Genomic DNA, 18,592 nt, shown 5'->3' on the forward strand with positions numbered 1-18,592 from the left:
GCTCAGATCGTCTGGTTGTAGGCGCCCACCTGCGGGTTCTCGCGCAGCACCGCGTCCACCGCCTGGAACATGGCGTGCAGGCGCTCCTTCGAGGCGGGGCTCTCGATCACCACCACCAGTTCCGGCTTGTTCGAGGAGGCCCGCACCAGGCCCCAGGTTCCGTCCTCGGTGGTGATGCGCACCCCGTTGACGGTGACGAGCTCGGTGATCCGCGAGCCGGCGATCGGCTCGCCGGCGTCCTTCATCGCGCGGAAACGCTCGGTGACGCGTTCGACGACGCCGTACTTGGCCTCGTCGTCGCAATGGGGCGACATCGTCGGCGACCCCCAGGTCTTGGGCAGCGCCCGGTAGAGGTCGGCCATCGAGCGGTCGGGATTGCGGTCGAGCATCTCGATCACCGCGATGGCGGTGAGGAGACCGTCGTCGTAGCCCCGCCCGATCGGCTCGTTGAAGAAGAAGTGGCCGGATTTCTCGAAACCCGCCAGGGCACCGAGTTCGTTGACCCGGCGCTTGATGTAGGAATGGCCGGTCTTCCAGTAATCCGTCTTGACGGCCAGCGCCTGGAGCTCGGGGTCGGTGAGGTAGAGGCCGGTCGATTTCACGTCGACCACGAAGGTGGCGCCGGGGTGGAGCTTGCCGAGGTCGCGCGCCAGCATCACCCCGATCTTGTCGGCGAAGATCTCCTCGCCCTCGTCGTCGACCACGCCGCAGCGATCGCCGTCCCCGTCGAAGCCGAGGCCGACGTCGGCACCGGTCTCCTTCACCTTGGCGGCGATGGCATGGAGCATCTCCATGTCTTCCGGGTTCGGGTTGTAGCGCGGGAAGGTATAGTCGGGCTCGACGTCGAGGGGGATCACCTCGACGCCCAAGGCCTCCAGCAGTTTCGGAGCGAAGGCCCCCGCCGTGCCGTTGCCGCAGGCCGCCACTACCTTGAGCTTGCGCGAGATCGGCTTGGCGCGCGCCTGGAGGTCGGCGAGATAGCTGCGCGCGAAGCCCTCCACGAACTCGTAGGCGCCCCCGTCGCGGTACCGATAGGTGCCGCCCAGCACGATCTCCTTCAGGCGCCCCATCTCCTCCGGGCCGAAGGTCATCGGGCGGTTGGCGCCCATCTTCACGCCGGTCCAGCCGTTGTCGTTGTGCGAGGCCGTCACCATCGCGACACAGGGGCAATCGAGGGCGAACTGCCCGAAGTACGCCATCGGCGACAGGGCGAGGCCGATGTCCTTCACGCGCAGGCCCGCGGCCTGCATGCCGGCGATGAGGGCGAGCTTGATCGAGGAGGAATAGGCCCGGAAATCGTGGCCGGTGACGATGTCGGGCCGCACGCCCAACTCGTGGACCAGCGTCCCGATCCCGAGACCGAGGGCCTGGACCCCCATCAGGTTGATCTCTTCGGGGAACAGCCACCGCGCGTCGTACTCGCGAAAGCCGGTCGGCTTCACCAGGGGCAGCTGCTCGAAGGCGAAGGTGTTGGGCGTCAGCGCAGCGGACGGTTTGGGAAACATCGCAATGGCCCTCTGGCTCGTCTCTGTCGTCGATCGCCACTCACGGACGGGGCCCTACAGGAACCGTCCCGTGAGGGAAAGGACGGTCGGACCCCGCGGTAGCGCCGGGGCGCCCCGGTGCCGTCCGGGGCCGCGCCTCGCGACCCGCGGGGGGATCGGCCGGCCGCGTCGAACCACCTATCTCTTGCGAACCACGAATCGCTCGAGCATGAGGCCGAGCGTCAGCGACACGCACACCCAAAGAACCAAATAGGTGTAATCCACACTGAAGCCGATGCTCGGCTCATACGCCAATCGCATCCACTCGATGATCTGTACGAGCGGATTGTATTTCATGATCGAGTATATTTTTTCCGGCAAAAGACTGGGAAGGAAAAAGACTCCGCTGGTCGTATACATGATGATGCTGAACAGGACGTAGCCCATCGCCCAGGCGGGGAAGAACGACACGATGCCGACGTTGATCGTACCGATGCCGATGCCGAGCATGATCGCCATGGTGTAGGCCTGGACGGCGACGAACGGATCGGCCGGCCGCGGATCGTATCCGAGCGCGATCAGGATCGCGAAAACAATGAGAAGGCCCAAGAATCCCGTCACGATCTCGACGACGATACGGGCGAACAGGACATCGATCAGCTTGACCTGGGGATAATAGGTCAACGGCTTGTTCATCATGACCGACTTCATGACCTCGCGCGAGATGTACTGGAACATCAGGCAGGGTACCGCACCGGACGCGATGAACATCGTGACCGGGAGGCTCATCGGCGAGGGCATGTGACGGAACGTATAGATCGCCACCAGCATGAAGATGTGGACCACCGGCCACAGCACCACGATGAAATAGCCGAAATGCGAGCCGCCGAACCGGGTGCGCATGTCGCGCAGCATCAGGGCGCGCATGACGTGGAGGTAGACCTCGCGGTTGCTGCGCCGGGCGCCGCCGATCGTGCTGTCGGGAACCATGGGGCCTTTTTGTCCGGGGGGCGGCTCGTACCCGTTGCGGTGGCTCACGAAGGCGACCGAAATGTGATGCCCGCCCGGCGGGCGACCCCGGTCCAGGCGCTGCGGCATTGAATTCGCCCGGCCACGTTGGCATATCGCGCCCGACCCTGAGGGTGGTGAGGAGACCGAGTTTTGGATGAGAGCGTGGAGCGGCACGAATTCGGTGCCGAAGTCGGGCGGTTGTTGGATCTCGTCGTCCACGCCCTGTATTCCGATCGCGAGATCTTCCTGCGCGAACTGGTGGCCAATGCCGCCGATGCCATGGATCGCCGCCGCTTCGAGGCCCTGACCGATTCGGCGTCCGCGCTTCCGGCCGATGCCAAGATCAGGATCGTCCCCGACAAGGACGGGCGGACCCTGACGATCTCGGACGCGGGTCTCGGCATGTCGAAGCTGGATCTGACGCAGAATCTCGGCACCATCGCCCGCTCGGGAACCCGCGCCTTCAGCCAGTCCCTGGCGCAGGCCCCGGCCGAGGACAAGCCCAGCCTGATCGGCCAGTTCGGCGTCGGCTTCTACTCGGCGTTCATGGTCGCCGATCGGGTGAGCGTGACCTCCCGGCGCGTGGGCGCCGACGAGGCCTGGACCTGGGCGTCCGAGGGCCAGGGCAGCTTCACCCTCGAGGCCTCCACCCGCTCCGAGCCGGGCACCGACATCGTGCTGCATCTCAAGGCCGATGCCGACGAATACCTCGAAAGCTACCGGCTCGACCACGTCGTGCGCAAATGGGCCGACCACATCACCGTGCCGATCGCCATCGTCAGCGAGGGCAAGGAGGAGGCGGCCAACCAGGGCACGGCCCTGTGGCGCAAACCGAAATCGGAGGTCAGCGAAGAGCAGTACGCCGAGTTCTATCGGCACGTCGGCTTCAACTTCGATGCGCCTTGGGCGACGCTGCACTGGCGGGCCGAAGGCGCGATGGAGTTCGCCGCCCTGCTCTTCGTGCCCGGCATGAAGCCGTTCCAGGCGGTGGAGGGCGAGCGCGCCAGCAAGGTGCGCCTGCATGTGCGCCGGATGTTCATCACCGACGAAGCCGAACTGCTCCCGAGCTGGCTGCGCTTCGTGCAGGGTGTCGTCGACACGGAGGACCTGCCCCTCAACGTTTCCCGCGAGATGCTTCAGGCGACCCCGGTGCTCGCCAAGATCCGCCGGGCCGTCACCGGCAAGGTCCTGTCCGAGCTGACGAGCCGGTCCAAGGATGCCGAGGGCTATGCCGGCTTCTGGGAGAACTTCGGCCCGGTCCTCAAGGAGGGCATCTACGAGGACCAGGAACGCCGGGACGAGATCGCGCCGCTGCTGCGGTTTCGCTCCTCGGCGATGGAGGGTTGGACCTCCCTGACCGACTACGTCGCACGCATGAAGGACGGGCAGGAGGCGATCTACTATCTGGTCGCCGACGACGCCGATGCCCTGGCGAACTCGCCTCAGCTCGAGGGGTTTCGCGCCCGCGGGGTCGAGGTGCTGCTGCTGTCGGACCACGTCGATGCGTTCTGGCCGGAATCCCTCGGTCGCTTCGCGGACAAGCCGCTGCAATCCGTCACGAAGGGGACGATCGACCTCGCGGCCTTTGCCGGTGCAGAGGCGCAGGAGAGCGTCGGTTCGGTCGAGGGACTGGTGGCGGCCCTCAAGCAAAGCCTGGGCGCTGATGTGTCGGACGTGCGCGCCACGGACCGGCTCGTCGAAAGCGCGGTCGTGCTCTCGGCGTCGGGGACGGGGCCGGACCTGCAGATGCAGCGGTTGCTGCGCCGGGCCGGTCGCGGTGCCGGCGGGCTGCCGGTGCTCGAGATCAACCCGCGCCACCCCCTGATCCGGACGCTCGCCGAACGGATCGCGGGCGGCGGCGAGGTGGGAGAGGCCGCCGGCACGCTCCTCGATCTCGCCCGGATCCAGGACGGCGACACCCCGCGCGATCCGGTGGCCTTCGCCCGACGGGTCGCGGCTGCCCTCGCCGCCGACCGGTGAACTGCCGGGCGCGGCGCCTCGCGGTTCGGCCCGGCCGCCGACGGGCGTCGGTGGCTGGCCGATGAAGGTGCTGGTGCCGACCGTCTACGACACCCGGGGCGGATCGACCCGGGTGTTGCTGGCGAGCGCGGCGGCGTTGCGCGCCGAGCATCGGGTGGTGGTCCGGGCGCCCCTCGCCGAAGCGGACGATCCGGCCCCTGCCCTGTTCCCGAGCCGGCCCCTCGTCGGCCTGTGGCGCAAGCTCGCCGTGCTGCCGCGGCTCGGCCGTCTCGTCCTGCGCGAGGCCGTGGCCCTGCGGCGTCTCCGGCCGGACCTCGTTCACGTCCACGACGAACCCTCCCTCTACGTCTACGGCCTCGCCGCCCGGCTGGTGCGCCCGCGTCCCCGGATCCTCTGGCATCTCCACCTCGACCCCTCGCGCGGGAGGCTAGCGCGCCTTCGGGGGCGTCTCGCAGACGTCTGCATCACCATCTCCTCCCACATCTCCGCGCCGACGGGACTGCCGGCGAGCCTGATCCGCAACCCCCTCACGCTCCCCGACGCGATACCGGAGGCGGCGCACGATCCCTTGTCCTCCATGGCCGTGGTCGGAGCGATCTACCCGCAGAAGGGGCAGGATCTCGCGATCCACGCTCTGGCGGCCCTGAGGCGGCACCCGGCGGGCGGGGGCGCCCGTCTGACCCTGATCGGGCCGGAACTCGATGCCGCCTATGCGGCGCGCCTCCGGGCGACGATCCATGCGCTCGGATTGACTGCCGCTGTGGATTTCGCCGGCCCCCGCGCGCCCGCCCGCGCCTTCGAGGGTGTCGGGCTCGCCCTGTTCCCTTCCCGGTCCGAGATCCAGCCCCTGGCGCTGGCCGAAGCCCTCGCCCGCGGACTCCCGGTCGTGGCGTCCGACATCCCGGCCCACCGCGTCATGATTGCGGAAACCGGCGGAGACCCCCGCGGCCTCTGCCGGGAGGATGCCGAGGCGATGGCCTCGGCGCTTCTGGATGCGGCTTCGGCGGCACCGCCCGCCGGGCTCGCTCAGCGCGTCCGGGACCTCTATTCCCCCCACACCTTCGCGACGGACCTCCTCGCCCTCTACCGCACGATCGCCCCTCGGGCCCGGCCGTGACGGCTCTCCGGGCCGGCGTCACGCGCGACCCGTCTTTTTGCGACTTGTGAGGCAAAGACCCTTCGTGCTAGGCACCGCCGGTCTCAGAGAGACACCTCGCGGAGAGGTGGCGGAGTGGTCGATCGCACCGCACTCGAAATGCGGCATGCCTGCAAGGGCATCGGGGGTTCGAATCCCCCCCTCTCCGCCAGATAGCTGTTCGCGGTCATTCGCGGCAGTCCACTAACCCCCTCAAACTACAGCATTTTCGTCCTAGCGCCATTCGCGCTGGGTCGCTGGCGTTCGCTCAAATCCGCGACTACCATGTGGGTAGTAGCGTGGGTGAGCCAATGCTGGGAAAGCTGACAGCCCTGGGCGTGGGGAAACTGAAAACGCCCGGCATGTATGGCGATGGCGGCGGCTTGTGGCTGTAGGTCACCGGCAAAGGGTCGAAGTCGTGGATCTTTCGGTTCACGCTGCGCGGCAAATCCCGTGAAATGGGCCTCGGCTCTGTCAGCACGTTCTCCCTTGCCGAGGCGCGTGACAAGGCGCTGTCCTGCCGTAAGCTGTGCGCCGAGGGCATCGATCCGATCGAGGCCAAACGGGCCCAGCTGGACAAGGCCCGCCTTGAGGCTGCGCGGGCTATAAGCTTCAAGCAATGCGCCGCAGCCTACATCGAGGCGCACAAAGCCGGTTGGCGCAACGCCAAGCACGCGGCGCAGTGGACAGCCACCCTCACGACCTACGCCTATCCGGCCTTCGGCAACCTGCCTGTCGCAGCGGTCGACACCGGCTTCGTGATGCAGGCGATCGAACCCGTGTGGGTGACCAAGCCTGAAACCGCCTCGCGGGTCCGCGGTCGCATCGAATCGGTGCTAGACTGGGCGACGACCCACGGATACCGGCGCGGTGAGAACCCGGCGCGTTGGAAGGGCCATCTCTCCAACCTGCTACCGAAGCGGTCCCGGATCAGGAAGGTCGAGCATCACGCCGCCCTCCCATATCCTCAGATTCCGGCCTTCATGGTCGATCTCGCTTCCCGCGAGGCAGTCGCCGCGCGGGCCTTAGAGTTCGCGATCTTCACGGCTGCTCGCACTGGCGAGGTGATCGGCGCCCGCTGGTCCGAGTTCAATCTGGACGCCAGCGAGTGGACCGTACCGGCCGAACGGATGAAGGGCGGTGTCGAGCACCGGGTACCCCTGTCCGCGCCGGCAGTCGCCCTCCTGCGTCTTCTGGCAGAAGACCGGCGCGGCGAGTTCGTCTTCCCCGGCGGTAGGCACGGCCGGCCCATGTCAAACATGTCGATGCTGATGATGCTGCGCCGGATGGGTCGTGAGGATCTGACTGTGCACGGCTTTCGTAGCACCTTCCGCGACTGGGCATCGGAAACGACGAACTTCTCGTCTGAGGTGGTCGAGATGGCGCTGGCGCATGCGATCGAGAGCAAGGTCGAAGCAGCCTATCGGCGGGGAGATCTGTTCGCGAAGCGGCGCGAGCTGATGGACGCCTGGGCCGCCTGGGATACAGATCCATGGAGAACAGGTTGAACGAACCAGTCTTCACTCCGCCCGGCTTTGTCTGGTCACCTGAGGCTGTCTTTCAAGCAGCTATGACATGGTTCCGATCAGAGCTCGATGGCTGCAACACAGATGATTTGCCATATCCAGAAATTACAGGCGATGCACTTGCAGACGCTATTCAGTCATCGGGGATACGGCAGCAAAGATTGCATGCGGCTCAGGAGCAGGCGATGCGGTACGCACACGAGGCCGCAAAACGTCTGCGAGGCGCGCTCTACCAAGGGCAACTTGAAGCGGTTTACTCCGACGGAAAGCTGAAAAAGCTGGTCCGTATCGAGCCCGGCTTCTGGCTAACTACAGATGCCGACGGGTGTTTGGAGAGCGGTTGGTATGAGCCTTGGGGACCTTCTGCGCGTCGAGGCCAAGCCTACATCGAACCGCTTTTCGTGACTGCGCATAAACTCGGAGATTTTTTAAATGTGCCGGCAGAATATCTCAATACAAGACAAAGTTCAAACGGCTTGAATGCTGATCCTCTTAAGCGAGGGCGGAAGCCGAATATTAAAGATGCTGTTAAGAACGCTATGCGGGCCTTCATAGTTCGAGAAGGATGGCCCGCACTAAGAGATATGTCTGAGAAGTCAATGGAGCACAAATTTGATGCCAGCCGGGACACCTGTCGAAAAGCGCGGCTGGAATTGTCGACAGAAACTCCGACCGAATAGCGACCAAACTCCGACAAACGACAATTAGCGACAGCGAACGCTATTCGCCAACATCCATCCGACCCGACCTGAACCAGGGCGGCAATCGACGGATTTAGCCATGATCTCATACAACGTTAAGGCGCCGCAGTTAGACCTGCGCGCGTCGACGGAGAAGCTTGCCTACACGGTGCCCGAGGCACTTTACGCGATCGGGCTCGGCCGTACCACACTCTACGTGTTAATCGCCGAGCGAAAGCTTCGGACCATTAAGGTCGGCAGCCGGACATTGATCCCGGCCGATAGCCTGCGCGGCTACCTCGCTTCCCTCGAGCAGGAGGCCGCGTAGCTGATGCTGAAAACAGTTGAGGGACGCGGCGCTGCCAGGCGCTCACGTCCCTTGGATGCTGTCTCTCACCAGATCGACAGCTCCGAATATACGCCGCCCAACCTCGCTGTCCACCGTCTCAGCCGCCGGCTGGGAGTGTCAGCAGCCCTCGCAACGGTGATTGCGGATCTCGCCGCCCTAGGTCCGCGGGAGGCGCGTCATGGATGAGACCAGGATCGCCGTCATCCCGGAGAACACCCGCGAAGATCTAATCGTCCGCCTGTGCGAGATGCACGGAAAGCCAATGGTGAACCTCCGGGTTTTCGCCGCCAACGCCAACGGCGATCTCGTCCCGACCAAGAAGGGTATCGCCGTCCGGCCCGAGCTCCTCGATGAGGTGATCAAGGCGCTGCAGGCGGCGATGGTCAGCGCGAAGGCGGGAGGGCTCCTCCTGTGAACCTCTCCGCCGTCGCTCATGCGCTTGGCGGGATGGTCACCGGAGGCCAGATGCTCGCGCCTGGCCCAGGCCACTCCCGTCGCGATCGTAGTGTAAGCGTCCGCCTCTCGCCCGGCTCACCGGACGGCATCCTGGTGCACAGCCACGCCGGCGACGACTGGCGCGCCGTCAAGGATCACGTCATGGCGCGGCTTGGCCGCCCCGTCTCACGGCGGGGCGATGTGTCGCCGCGGACTGAGGCGCGCGCTAAAGCGATGCACTTCCCCAACGCCGGCATGATCGAGAGGAGCCGACGTGCCGTCGATCTTTTGGATCAGGCACGGGACCCGCAAGGGACCCTCGTCGAGCGGTATCTCGCCTCGCGGGCCCTCCGTCTCCCCGATCGGGCTCCTGAGGTCCTGCGCTTCCACCCGTCCTGTCCGTTCGGCGATAGTCGCATGCCAACGATGATCGCGGCTCTGCGCTCGATCATCACCGACGAACTGCAGGCCGTGCATCGAACGGCCCTGACGGCCGAGGGCGCCAAGGTCGGGCGCAAGATGCTCGGTCCGGCCGGTGGCGCGGCGGTGAAGCTCGACGCTGACGCAGAGATCACGGCCGGGCTCGTTATCGGTGAAGGCATCGAGACGTGCCTCGCCGCGCAACAGCTCGGCTTGCGGCCGGTCTGGGCGCTTGGCTCTGTTGGCGCCATTCGAGCCTTCCCGGTGCTGCCCGGAATCGAGCACCTGACGATTCTTGTGGAGACCGACGACGGGGGCGCCAGCGCGGCCGCGGTGCAGGAGTGCGGAACGCGTTGGCATGGAGCCGGGCGCGAGGTGACGCTCGCGGCATCACGGATCGGCGGCGACATGAATGACGCGATCCGGGAGGCTCGACGCTGATGGCCACCGCCGACACCATCGTCGACTTCGCAGCTTTTGTGCCGGAAGGCGAGCGCGCCGCGATCCGCGCAACGCCGTTCCGGTGGCGCGACCCGGCGAAAATCCCGCCCCGGGAATGGCTGTACGGGCGGCATTCGATCCGGCGGTTCCTGAGTACCACCGTAGCGCCTGGCGCCGTCGGCAAGTCGTCGCTTGTGCTGGTCGAGACCATCGCGATGGTGACGGGCCGGCCGCTGCTCGGCGTGACGCCGCCAAATCGGCTCCGGGTCTGGTACGTGAACCTTGAGGATCCACTAGAGGAGATTGAGCGCCGCGTCGCCGCAATCTGCCTTCATTACGGGATAGACCCCGGCGAAATGGAAGGTCGGTTGTTTCTGGATTCCGGCCGGACATCGGAGATCGTGATCGCCACCACTGCCAAGGACGGGGCGAAGATCGCCGAACCCGTGGTCGACGACCTCGTGCGGACGATCACTACCAACCGGATCGACGTCGCGATGGTCGACCCCTTCGTTTCGTCGCACCGGGTCTCGGAGAACGACAACGCGGCGATCGACCTCGTGGCGAAAGCATGGAACCGCGTCGCCGAAATTGGGCGCTGCGCCATCGAACTCGTCCACCACGTCAGGAAAGGACAGGGCGGCAGCAGCGAGTTCACAGTTGAGGATGGGCGCGGTGCTGGTGCTTTGCTCGCGGCAGCGCGATCAGCGCGTGTCCTAAACCCAATGACGAAGGAGCAGGCCGAGCGCGCCGGGCTGACCTCGCATCGTGGGTACTTCCGAGCCGATAATGGCAAAGCGAATTTGGCGCCGTCGCCGGATCGGAGTGAGTGGTTCAGGCTCGCGTCGGTCCCGCTCGGGAATGGGCCGAACGGAGGCGATCACATCGCGGTCGTTGAGCCGTGGGTATGGCCAGACGCGATGGAGGGAATTACGGTCGACGACTTGCGGAAGGCACAGCGGGCTTTTGGTACTGGGCGGTGGCGGGAGAGCTCACAGGCGAAGGACTGGGCCGGCATCCCGATTGCCGAAGCGCTTGGCATCGAGTTGGACATGGCGGGCAAGGCGCGTGTGAAGTCGATGCTCAAGACGTGGATTGGTGCCGGGATGTTCGTCGTGATAGAGGGCAGCGACGAGAAGCGGAACAAGCGCTCGTTCATTGAGGTCGGCGAGATCGCATCGGACTAATAGAGGTAGCTCTCCCACCGGTCGAAGATGGTCTGCGCGTCTAGAAGCTGAAGGAATTGCAGCGTTCTGATCTCGTCCCTTGCTACTTCGTCGACAACGATTGTAATGAAGCAAGCGCCGTTCCCCGCGTCAATGACCTCAGGACGTTCTAGCATTCTGGATGTTATGGCCAGGATCAGTTGGGTGAGGAATGTCTTCGGATCTTTGGTCGCGCTGACGAGCATCCTGATCCGATATTTCCGTCTTAGACCTGATCCCATCTGCCCCACCTCGCTTTGCGCCGGAAACCTCGGTGCCCCGCCCCGCCACACCTGCCCCACCCTTAAGGGTGGTGGGGCAAGTGAGGCAGTGGGGCAAGGCACCTGAAGCGCCTCACCGCCACACCTTGCCACGCCTTACCTTCCAAAGTGGGGCACCCCTGCAAGGTCGCCGGCTTGTCGTTGAGCGGACGTCGTGCGGCTGCCAGTAGGATGCAGGCGCTTCATTCGCGGGATTTGGCTGAGCAGCAATCTGAGCTCGCGCCTTAGACCCCGTTTCATAACCCGCGTAGCGAGGCTTTGGGCCATGCGTCGCCCTCTTCGCAGCTCCGACGAATGTGCCCGAGCCGCCGCCCTTCTTGGCGTCTTAGAGGGTGATCGTCGGATGGGTCGGAGGGACGACCAGGCACCTCCACTGAGGCATCCGAAAAAGCGGAGAGGCCGGGACGCCCATCTCAACGACCTGTCAGCTTCAAGGTTGGAGCACGTGGAAACGGAGCTGGGCGGAAACGCTATCCGCCGTAGAGACCGAGTTCTCTGCGCGAAATCAGCCGCTTAGTGATCCCACTCATCCACCTACCCACACTTCGACCCACGATCGAGGCCAATTCTACCGCTTCATTTGCGTCCTTCGTCCCCGCCTTGAAGCAGCTTCTCGATGGTCTCCTGCCCTTGCGCCTGAGCCTTTGCCTGCGACGCCAATGCCCGATCCGACCGCTGAATCAGCTTGCCGTGCTTCCGAATAGCCCATTGCCAAGCCGATTCCGATCGGGGGTTGCGTTCGACTTCGAGGGTGTACGGATAGGTGCTGGTCTTCTGCTCTGTCATGTTGCGCTACATGTTTTGGCCGGGATCGGGGCTCGCTACGAGTTGCTCGGCTTCGATCGTTGCGTAGCCTTCCAACCAATCTGAGCTTTCCTGTGATCCTGCCGGATAGGGATTAGCGGAAATTGGCTGTCCCTCCACCCTCGCGGTACTACCCTCGAGCCAAATCTTATTCGAAACGACCACGGTCATATGCACACCTCTTGTTTGCGCCGAGCAGGCTTACACCCGGCTCAAGGATGAAGCCGGGTGGCTCAGCCTTAACGCCGCTGGTGGCGATGGGATTGATGAAGCACAGCCGCGATCGGCGTCTCCAAGCTTCAGTTATTTCGAACCTATCGGGCGCGATAGGGGCGTATCGATCGAGCACGACGGGGGCGCTTCCCGGAAGATCCGCACCAGCGGTGGCTTTTCACCGTTCTCGATCGCGTACAGACGCTCTTCCTCCGCCTGGGCCCAGCTCTTGTCGTCCGAGTGTTCTGCTTCAAGGAACACACCGGTTCGGCAGCCCCATCCATGAGCCCGAGCCACTTGTGCCTGCTCGTAGCTCACCGAGAAGTAGCCGAACTCGTGTAGCTCATGGTCGCGGCAGAGGATCCTGCCATCAGGCGTGAGGATGTCACCCGGCTTGGCGGTGGCTGGGATGTCTATGGTCATAGAGTTGCTCCTGGAGTGCGATGAGGGCGCGCGGTGATCGCAGCATGGATCTGGTCGCGGATACGGCATGCCGCCACATGCGGGCCGTCCCGGAAGCTTGCGTCCACTTTGGATCCTGATCTCCGGTGCTCGGACATCTCGGCCGCCACGTGCGCCCCTGTGCCCTTTCTCAACGTGTTCAGGTGGGCCGTGTTCACGAACGGGGCATCATTTCGTTCGCTGCCGTACGCAAGTGTTCGCTTATATTCGAAGCAACGTGATTATCTTTATGCTTGCAAAACGCTGTCGGGTTACCCTATATCTGAGACGTAACTAGTTCGCTGCCTAGTCGTTTGGCTTACAGGTCGGCACCAGTGTAGCGAGCGAGGGGGTCTATTCATTGCGGGCGACGTGACCAGCTCAACAACGGAAACCCCGGCTCCGTGGCCCCCTACGCTTTGGCGATGGTGAGGCGGTCAAGCTGGAGAAGGTCACACGCTCATTCTTGGAAGGCTCGCTCGTGATCCGGAAGCCGAAGCCGCCCCGCCAACGCTCCGCAGTCTCGAACGGCAAGCTGTTCCTTGGCAGGGTCGACGGCCGCACAGACGTCGCGCGCCGGTTCGCCGACATCATCGCGGACCTGGAGACCGAACGCGGAGGCACGGAAGCTCTTGGCGTCATCGAGCGCCAGGCGGTGCGTGCCTTCGCCATGCTGAGCGTCCAGCGCGAACTCATCGAGGCCGACATGGCCGCCGGCAAGGTGGTCAATGCCGACGTCTATGGCCAACTCTGCGATCGTATGGACCGCCAGAGCCGTCGGATGGGTTCGCCGATCAAGTCCGTGCGCAAGAGCCTTCGTGAACATGTCGCCGCGACGGCTGGAAGGTCCCGCCCATGACCCGCATCTGCACCATGCGCCATGCGCTGGAAGATCCTGCCATTTTTGGTTCGGTGCTGCCGGGCGAGAGCTGGGCAGCCTGGCGGGTCGTCCTGATCGCGAGCCAGGGCGAGCCGCTGACGGATGCCGAGCGGGTCATCTTCACGGCGCTGACGGGGCGCAAGCGTGAGCCAGACGAGCCCTGCGACGAGGTCTGGGGCGTCGTCGGCCGACGAGGTGGCAAGACCCGAGCGTTCGCCGTCGCCGCGGCCTACTTCGCTGGGTGCGTCGACTACGAAGATCGTCTCGCCCCCGGCCAGCGCGCACGCCTCCCTGTCATGGCAACGGGCGTGCGCGCCGCAAAGGAAGCGTTCGCCTACCTGCTCGGTATCTTTGCCGAAGTCCCGATGTTCGCCGAGATGCTGGATGGGGAGCCGACGCAAGACACCATCCGGCTCACGAACCGCGTCGACATCGAGGTGGCCCCAGCCAACTTCAAGACGGTGCGCGCTGCAACCCTTGTCGCGGTGATCTGCGACGAGATCGCGTTCTGGCACATCGAGAACGCCGCCAACCCCGACAAGGAGATCCTGCGGGCGCTGCGTCCGGGCCTCTCGACGCTGGGCGGTCCTTTGTTCGTCCTGTCGTCGCCCTACGCCAAGAAGGGCGAGCTCTGGACCACCTACCATCGCGGCTTCGGCGCAAGTGGTGATCCGCGCATCCTCGTCATCCAGGCTCCGACCCTGACGATGCATCGCTCGCCGAACCTGGAGCGGATTATCGCCCGCGCCTACGAGAAGGATGCGGAGGCGGCAAAGGCCGAGTATGGTGCCGAGTTCCGGGACGGCATCTCCGACTTCGTGAGCGCCGAGGTCGTGGCCGCATGCACCGATGTCGGCGTCACAGTCCGCGAACCGTTGGACCGCATCACCTACTCCGCTTTCGTCGACCCGGCCGGTGGTTCGGGCCAGGACAGCATGACGCTTGCCATCGCGCATGCCAGCGCAGACGGCGCCGGCATCCTCGACCTGGTGCTGGCCATCAAGCCACCGTTCTCGCCCGAGGCAGCCTGTGCCGAGTTTGCCGCCACCCTGAAGCTGTATCGCGTCAGCAGGGTCATAGGCGACAACTGGGGCGGCGAGTTCGTGAAGGAAGGGATGCAGAAGCTCGGCATCTCCTACGAGCGGTCGGACAAGCCTAAGGGCTCGATCTACGCCGACTTCCTGCCGCTCCTGAATAGCCGGCGTGTCCGCCTGCTCGATCAGGACACGCTGCGGCGGGAGCTTCTCGGTCTGGAGCGGCGCACGGCATGGGGCGGCAAGGACTCCATCGATCACGCTGCCGGCGCACATGACGATCTCATCAACGTCGCGGCTGGTGCGCTCGTCAATGTCACGAAGCGCCGGACCTACGGCATGCTATCGGACGCCGTGCTGGGCACCGCTGATGAGCGCGAACGCGACGAGATGAACGCGCGTCGTTTCGCTCATATCTTCGGGAGCCGATGATGCAGCCTCAAGTCCTCATCCCTTGGGACCGCGAGGAGGCCATCAGCGTCGATGAGGCGGCACATGCAGCGCTGAAATCAGCCGGCACCATCTGGACTTGGGCTCGGGACCGGCACATCGGCCGGCGCGTCGGCGGCGGGACATGGATGATCTCGCATCCGGCCCTGATGATGCTCCTGAACAACGACGCTGCGGCCTTGTCGGCCTACCTCGCGGGCGACCGGAGATCCGATCACGTCGGCAGCTATTTCGACCGGCTACTGATCAGCCGCGTGTCATAGTTGGCAAAGTGCGTAACTCTGTCAGAGTTGTCGGGCCTATTGTGATGCTCGCCTCAAGTCCATCGCAAGGTTTAGCTAACCTGATCCGCAGGGGAATAGCGGCATGACCACATCGATCAACGACGCGATGGCAAGCCTGCCCTTGGAGTTCCGAAGCAAGATGCGCTACGAAATCGTAATTACCCACCCCCTTCCGCCGGTGGGATTTCGCTGATTCCTTGGTAGGATGGGCCGAGGCGATCTTGAGCGGCTGAGCCGCGAAGAGCTGATCGAACTGGTGATGCGACTGCAGCGCCCGGAGAAGACCTCACGCACCTCGTCCAAGCCATCGGCGACGGACCGCAAGGAGAGGCGCGAGCAATCCAAGCCCGGTGTGGCGAAGCCCGGCCACGAGGGCCACAGTCGGGTGATGAGCGAAGATCCCAATCGGATTGTCGAGCATCGTCCGGATCACTGTGCGTGTTGTGGTGGCGCCTTGCGCGGGAATCTTCCCGCCGAGATTTTGAGCGCGTCCAAGCGGATCGAGCTTCCCGAAGTCGCGCCGGTGGTCATCCAGCATCGGCGCCTCGCCGTGTTGCCTGTCCCGCGGGACGCGGTCCGTAGTGCCAGTGCCGGAGGCGGCGCGGGGCACGCCGTTCGGCCCGCGGCTGCACGCGGGGGCGACGTATCTAAAGACCTTCGTTATGAAAACAACGTTATTTTATGGTGTGGTAGCCAAATGGTGCGCCAAATGCCTAAACTGTTCGGGCATGTTCTAGTGCACAAGCAACACGTCCACGGTGAAACTTTTTGCTTTTGGTGAACGTTGCCGTCTCACGTTTTCAAAGAATACCAAGAAGTTTAATTACTATCCCAAACTGATTTCGCCAAAGCGGGCCTCGTAGTTGCCAATCCGGTTTTGTAAGAGCAGTAGAAGGCGCTTAGCCGCGTGCGGAGTCAACATAACCTGCTGGTTTATTTCAACCACCATTTCCTCTGCCTCCGACAAGTTTACCGACTTGTTTAATCCGAACACTAGCATGAACTCCTCCCGAGTGTGGATAACGTTCACTACATTGGCAAATGAAGTTGTCATCCCGCAATCGTCCCAACGCACCGGCTTGATATTCGAGCGTTGACCGTTTGCCGCTTTGCGCTCCGCTGTTTTTGGTGCTGTGTTCTCACCGTCCTGTTGAGCTTTAGTGGGCATGGTAGACTTTCTTTCGCGTCAGTTTTTCAAACAAGATTTCGTATGAGGCGAGGTGCATATGGGAAGGTAAAACGCAGCCAGTCTTGGGCCTGTACTACAAGCGCTATGGTACAATCTCTATGGAACTAGGTTTATCAAGACTGGAGTTAATTATAACTTAAGTGAATAGAAAGTCAGCCCTGTCGACTTGGCTAATTTCAATGTTCGCGAGATGGATCATATCCGTTCCCGTGCCGATCAAAATACCATCTCCGGAGGCCGTCACCGTTAAGTCGTCGAATGTCAATCCAGTGCCTTGCAGCTGGAGCATGTCCTCACCATCTGCAAAATCCTCGATCCTATCCTGACCCCAGCCCAATTTGAACACGAACGTGTCACCACCTGCAAGCCCGGTAAGGATGTCATTGCCTCCCTGACCTTCAAGCGTATTTGCGTCGACACTGCCTGTCAGGCGATCTCCGTACCCGGAACCCTCTAGTTGTTCAATATCAACAAGTCTATCACCCTCAGCGTGACCTTCTGAGCCAAAGCCGGTCGCAAGGTTGACGGTTACGCCAGCCGTAGAGGTGCCGTAGGACGCGGTGTCGCTCCCCGCTCCTCCCTCCAGGCGGTCGGCGCCAAGGCCTCCTTCCAGCGTGTCGTCCCCGGTTCCGCCGAGAAGCCTATCGGCACCGGAGCCGCCGAGCAAAGCGTCAGAGCCTGCTCCACCGTTTAGCGTGTTCGCCCCCGCGTTGCCCACCAAGGTGTTGGTGAGCTCATTGCCAGTCAGGTTGATGGCGGTGGTCCCCGCAGCACTCGTCGTCTCCAGCCGCTCGATCTCCTGGCCTGCTGTGAGCGAGTAGCTGACGCTTGCCAGCACGCGGTCGCCCCCCTCGCCCGCCGCCTCAAACACGCGATCAGCCGCGTTGTCGACTTGGAAGGTGTCGTTGCCGGCTCGGCCGTAGAGCAGGTCAGCACCGAGCCCACCGTTCAGCGTGTTCGCTCCTGCGTTGCCCACCAGGGTGTTGGCGAGCTCATTGCCGGTCAGGTTGATGGCGGTGGTCCCCGCAGAACTCATGGTCTCCAGCCGCTCGATCTCCTGACCTGCCGTGAGCGTGTAGCTCACGCTCGTCAGCACCCAATCGGTGCCTCCGCCAGACGCCTCGATCACCTGATCGCCCGCGTTGTCGACGTAGTAGGCGTCGTTGCCACCCAAGCCCTGCATCACGTCAGCATTGAGCCCGCCGTTCAGCGTGTTCGCGCCGGCACTGCCCACCAGGGTGTTGGCGAATGCGTTTCCTGTGAGGTTGATGGCAGTAGTGCTGGCTGCATCCAGCACCTCCAGCCGCTCGATCTCCTGACCTGCCGTCGACGTAGTAGGCGTCGTTGCCACCCAAGCCCTGCATCACGTCAGCATTGAGCCCGCCGTTCAGCGTGTTCGCCCCCGCGTTGCCCACCAGGGTGTTGGCGAATGCGTTTCCTGTGAGGTTGATGGCAGTAGTGCTGGCTGCATCCAGCACCTCCAGCCGCTCGATCTCCTGACCTGCCGTGAGCGTGTAGCTCACGCTCGTCAGTACCCGATCGGTGCCGCCGCCAGCCGCCTCGGTCACGCTGTCACCGGCATTGTCGACGAGGTAGGTGTCGCCACCACCGCGGCCGTAGAGCAGGTCGGCGCCGGCCCCGCCGTTGAGGATGTTGACGCCGGCGTTGCCGACCAGCGTGTTGGAGAAAGCGTTGCCGGACAGGTTGATCGCCCCGCCGTTGAGGATGTTGACGCCGGCGTTGCCGACCAGCGTGTTGGAGAAAGCGTTGCCGGACAGGTTGATCGAGCCGGTCCCAGCTTCGTTGGTAGTGTCGAGCCGCTCGATCTCCTGACCTGCCGTAAGCGTGTAGTTCACGCTCGTCAGGACTTTGTCGCTGCCGCCGCCCGCCGCCTCGAACACCCGGTCGTCGGCATTGTCGACGAAGTAGAAGTCGCTGCCGCCGCGGCCGTAGAGCAGGTCGGCGCCGGCCCCGCCGTTGAGGATGTTGACGCCGGCGTTGCCGACCAGCGTGTTGGAGAAAGCGTTGCCGGACAGGTTGATCGCCCCGCCGTTGAGGATGTTGACGCCGGCGTTGCCGACCAGCGTGTTGGAGAAAGCGTTGCCGGACAGGTTGATCGAGCCGGTCCCAGCTTCGTTGGTAGTGTCGAGCCGCTCGATCTCCTGACCTGCAGTGAGCGTGTAGTTCACGCTCGTCAGCACCCAGTCAGTGCCACCACCCGCCGCCTCGAACACCCGGTCGTTGCCATTGTCGACGTAGTAGGCGTCGTTGCCACCCAAGCCCTGCATCACGTCAGCATTGAGCCCGCCGTTCAGCGTGTTCGCCCCCGCGTTGCCCACCAGGGTGTTGG

The 18,592-nt window shown here is 63.9% G+C and carries 17 protein-coding genes, 1 tRNA gene and 2 pseudogenes; 13 read left to right on the top strand and 7 right to left on the bottom strand.

The window, feature by feature from the left end:
- Window positions 1-2 precede the first annotated feature (2 nt).
- Window positions 3-1,505, bottom strand: a complete 1,503-nt coding sequence (locus tag ASF39_RS17935; protein ID WP_056286428.1) for a phosphomannomutase/phosphoglucomutase — start codon at window positions 1,503-1,505, stop codon at window positions 3-5.
- A gap of 177 nt (window positions 1,506-1,682) precedes the next feature.
- Complete coding sequence (locus tag ASF39_RS17940) at window positions 1,683-2,714, bottom strand: ABC transporter permease (protein WP_348271524.1); 1,032 nt, start codon at window positions 2,712-2,714, stop codon at window positions 1,683-1,685.
- On the opposite strand from ASF39_RS17940, the gene htpG reads away from it, so the two are divergent.
- The 9 genes and pseudogenes from htpG (at window position 2,646) to ASF39_RS17980 (ending at window position 10,648) form a co-directional block, all read left to right on the top strand.
- A complete protein-coding gene (gene htpG / locus ASF39_RS17945) occupies window positions 2,646-4,475 on the top strand; it encodes a molecular chaperone HtpG (protein ID WP_056286434.1) in 1,830 nt (609 codons plus the stop codon). The two genes, ASF39_RS17940 and htpG, sit on opposite strands and share 69 nt — an antisense overlap.
- Before the next feature lie 61 nt (window positions 4,476-4,536).
- Complete coding sequence (locus ASF39_RS17950; protein WP_056286436.1) at window positions 4,537-5,592, top strand: glycosyltransferase; 1,056 nt, start codon at window positions 4,537-4,539, stop codon at window positions 5,590-5,592.
- A gap of 100 nt (window positions 5,593-5,692) precedes the next feature.
- Window positions 5,693-5,782 (top strand) — tRNA-Ser (locus ASF39_RS17955).
- Between the two features lie 139 nt (window positions 5,783-5,921).
- Window positions 5,922-7,118: pseudogene (locus ASF39_RS17960) on the top strand (integrase arm-type DNA-binding domain-containing protein).
- The gene (locus ASF39_RS21535; RefSeq protein ID WP_156648542.1) at window positions 7,115-7,816 is read left to right on the top strand and encodes a hypothetical protein; all 702 of its coding nucleotides are present in this window, start codon (window positions 7,115-7,117) and stop codon (window positions 7,814-7,816) included. Before ASF39_RS17960 ends, ASF39_RS21535 begins: the two are co-directional and overlap by 4 nt.
- A 100-nt stretch (window positions 7,817-7,916) precedes the next feature.
- The gene (locus ASF39_RS17965; RefSeq protein WP_056286441.1) at window positions 7,917-8,144 is read left to right on the top strand and encodes an excisionase family DNA-binding protein; all 228 of its coding nucleotides are present in this window, start codon (window positions 7,917-7,919) and stop codon (window positions 8,142-8,144) included.
- A gap of 199 nt (window positions 8,145-8,343) precedes the next feature.
- On the top strand, window positions 8,344-8,580 hold the full coding sequence (locus tag ASF39_RS17970) for a transcriptional coactivator p15/PC4 family protein (RefSeq protein WP_056286445.1): 237 nt from the start codon (window positions 8,344-8,346) through the stop codon (window positions 8,578-8,580).
- A gap of 134 nt (window positions 8,581-8,714) precedes the next feature.
- The gene (locus ASF39_RS17975) at window positions 8,715-9,461 is read left to right on the top strand and encodes a toprim domain-containing protein (protein ID WP_162240607.1); all 747 of its coding nucleotides are present in this window, start codon (window positions 8,715-8,717) and stop codon (window positions 9,459-9,461) included.
- Window positions 9,461-10,648, top strand: a complete 1,188-nt coding sequence (locus ASF39_RS17980; protein ID WP_082494655.1) for an AAA family ATPase — start codon at window positions 9,461-9,463, stop codon at window positions 10,646-10,648. Before ASF39_RS17975 ends, ASF39_RS17980 begins: the two co-directional genes overlap by 1 nt.
- An 875-nt stretch (window positions 10,649-11,523) precedes the next feature.
- On the opposite strand, the gene ASF39_RS20810 is transcribed toward ASF39_RS17980, so the two are convergent.
- A complete protein-coding gene (locus ASF39_RS20810) occupies window positions 11,524-11,733 on the bottom strand; it encodes a hypothetical protein (RefSeq protein WP_082494656.1) in 210 nt (69 codons plus the stop codon).
- A gap of 321 nt (window positions 11,734-12,054) precedes the next feature.
- Window positions 12,055-12,387 (bottom strand): hypothetical protein, encoded by a 333-nt coding sequence (locus ASF39_RS17990; RefSeq protein ID WP_056286454.1) that lies wholly within the window; start codon window positions 12,385-12,387, stop codon window positions 12,055-12,057.
- A gap of 484 nt (window positions 12,388-12,871) precedes the next feature.
- Here ASF39_RS17990 and ASF39_RS17995 point away from each other — a divergent pair, with 484 nt between their 5' ends.
- The 4 genes and pseudogenes from ASF39_RS17995 to ASF39_RS20820 all read left to right on the top strand — a co-directional run.
- Complete coding sequence (locus tag ASF39_RS17995; protein WP_056286457.1) at window positions 12,872-13,264, top strand: hypothetical protein; 393 nt, start codon at window positions 12,872-12,874, stop codon at window positions 13,262-13,264.
- A complete protein-coding gene (locus ASF39_RS18000; RefSeq protein WP_056286459.1) occupies window positions 13,261-14,751 on the top strand; it encodes a hypothetical protein in 1,491 nt (496 codons plus the stop codon). The genes ASF39_RS17995 and ASF39_RS18000 overlap by 4 nt, the downstream gene beginning before the upstream one ends.
- Window positions 14,748-15,032 (top strand): hypothetical protein, encoded by a 285-nt coding sequence (locus ASF39_RS18005; RefSeq protein WP_056286462.1) that lies wholly within the window; start codon window positions 14,748-14,750, stop codon window positions 15,030-15,032. The genes ASF39_RS18000 and ASF39_RS18005 overlap by 4 nt, the downstream gene beginning before the upstream one ends.
- A 226-nt stretch (window positions 15,033-15,258) precedes the next feature.
- Window positions 15,259-15,712, top strand: a pseudogene (locus tag ASF39_RS20820) (IS66 family transposase zinc-finger binding domain-containing protein); the annotation flags it as partial.
- Window positions 15,713-15,879: 167 nt separating this feature from the next.
- Here ASF39_RS20820 and ASF39_RS20825 read toward each other — a convergent pair.
- The 3 genes from ASF39_RS20825 to ASF39_RS18015 all read right to left on the bottom strand — a co-directional run.
- Window positions 15,880-16,221, bottom strand: a complete 342-nt coding sequence (locus ASF39_RS20825) for a DUF3467 domain-containing protein (protein ID WP_082494658.1) — start codon at window positions 16,219-16,221, stop codon at window positions 15,880-15,882.
- 157 nt (window positions 16,222-16,378) lie between these two features.
- Window positions 16,379-17,539 carry a calcium-binding protein gene (locus ASF39_RS22480; RefSeq protein ID WP_348271525.1) on the bottom strand — a complete coding sequence of 387 codons (1,161 nt, stop codon included), beginning with the start codon at window positions 17,537-17,539 and terminating at the stop codon, window positions 16,379-16,381.
- The coding region (locus ASF39_RS18015; protein ID WP_162240608.1) for a calcium-binding protein at window positions 17,430-18,592 on the bottom strand (1,163 nt) is incomplete at its 5' end. The genes ASF39_RS22480 and ASF39_RS18015, both read right to left, overlap by 110 nt.

Source organism: Methylobacterium sp. Leaf108 (assembly GCF_001423265.1).
Lineage (GTDB): Bacteria > Pseudomonadota > Alphaproteobacteria > Rhizobiales > Beijerinckiaceae > Methylobacterium.

Bases quoted from the DNA above. Each gene is read 5' to 3' on its own strand.
- ASF39_RS17935 (WP_056286428.1), bottom strand. From the start codon at position 1,505: ATGTTTCCCAAACCGTCCGCTGCGCTGACGCCCAACACCTTCGCCTTC.
- ASF39_RS17950 (WP_056286436.1), top strand. From the start codon at position 4,537: ATGAAGGTGCTGGTGCCGACCGTCTACGACACCCGGGGCGGATCGACC.
- ASF39_RS17965 (WP_056286441.1), top strand. From the start codon at position 7,917: ATGATCTCATACAACGTTAAGGCGCCGCAGTTAGACCTGCGCGCGTCG.
- ASF39_RS17970 (WP_056286445.1), top strand. From the start codon at position 8,344: ATGGATGAGACCAGGATCGCCGTCATCCCGGAGAACACCCGCGAAGAT.
- ASF39_RS17980 (WP_082494655.1), top strand. From the start codon at position 9,461: ATGGCCACCGCCGACACCATCGTCGACTTCGCAGCTTTTGTGCCGGAA.
- ASF39_RS20810 (WP_082494656.1), bottom strand. From the start codon at position 11,733: ATGACAGAGCAGAAGACCAGCACCTATCCGTACACCCTCGAAGTCGAA.
- ASF39_RS17990 (WP_056286454.1), bottom strand. From the start codon at position 12,387: ATGACCATAGACATCCCAGCCACCGCCAAGCCGGGTGACATCCTCACG.
- ASF39_RS18000 (WP_056286459.1), top strand. From the start codon at position 13,261: ATGACCCGCATCTGCACCATGCGCCATGCGCTGGAAGATCCTGCCATT.
- ASF39_RS18005 (WP_056286462.1), top strand. From the start codon at position 14,748: ATGATGCAGCCTCAAGTCCTCATCCCTTGGGACCGCGAGGAGGCCATC.
- ASF39_RS20825 (WP_082494658.1), bottom strand. From the start codon at position 16,221: ATGCCCACTAAAGCTCAACAGGACGGTGAGAACACAGCACCAAAAACA.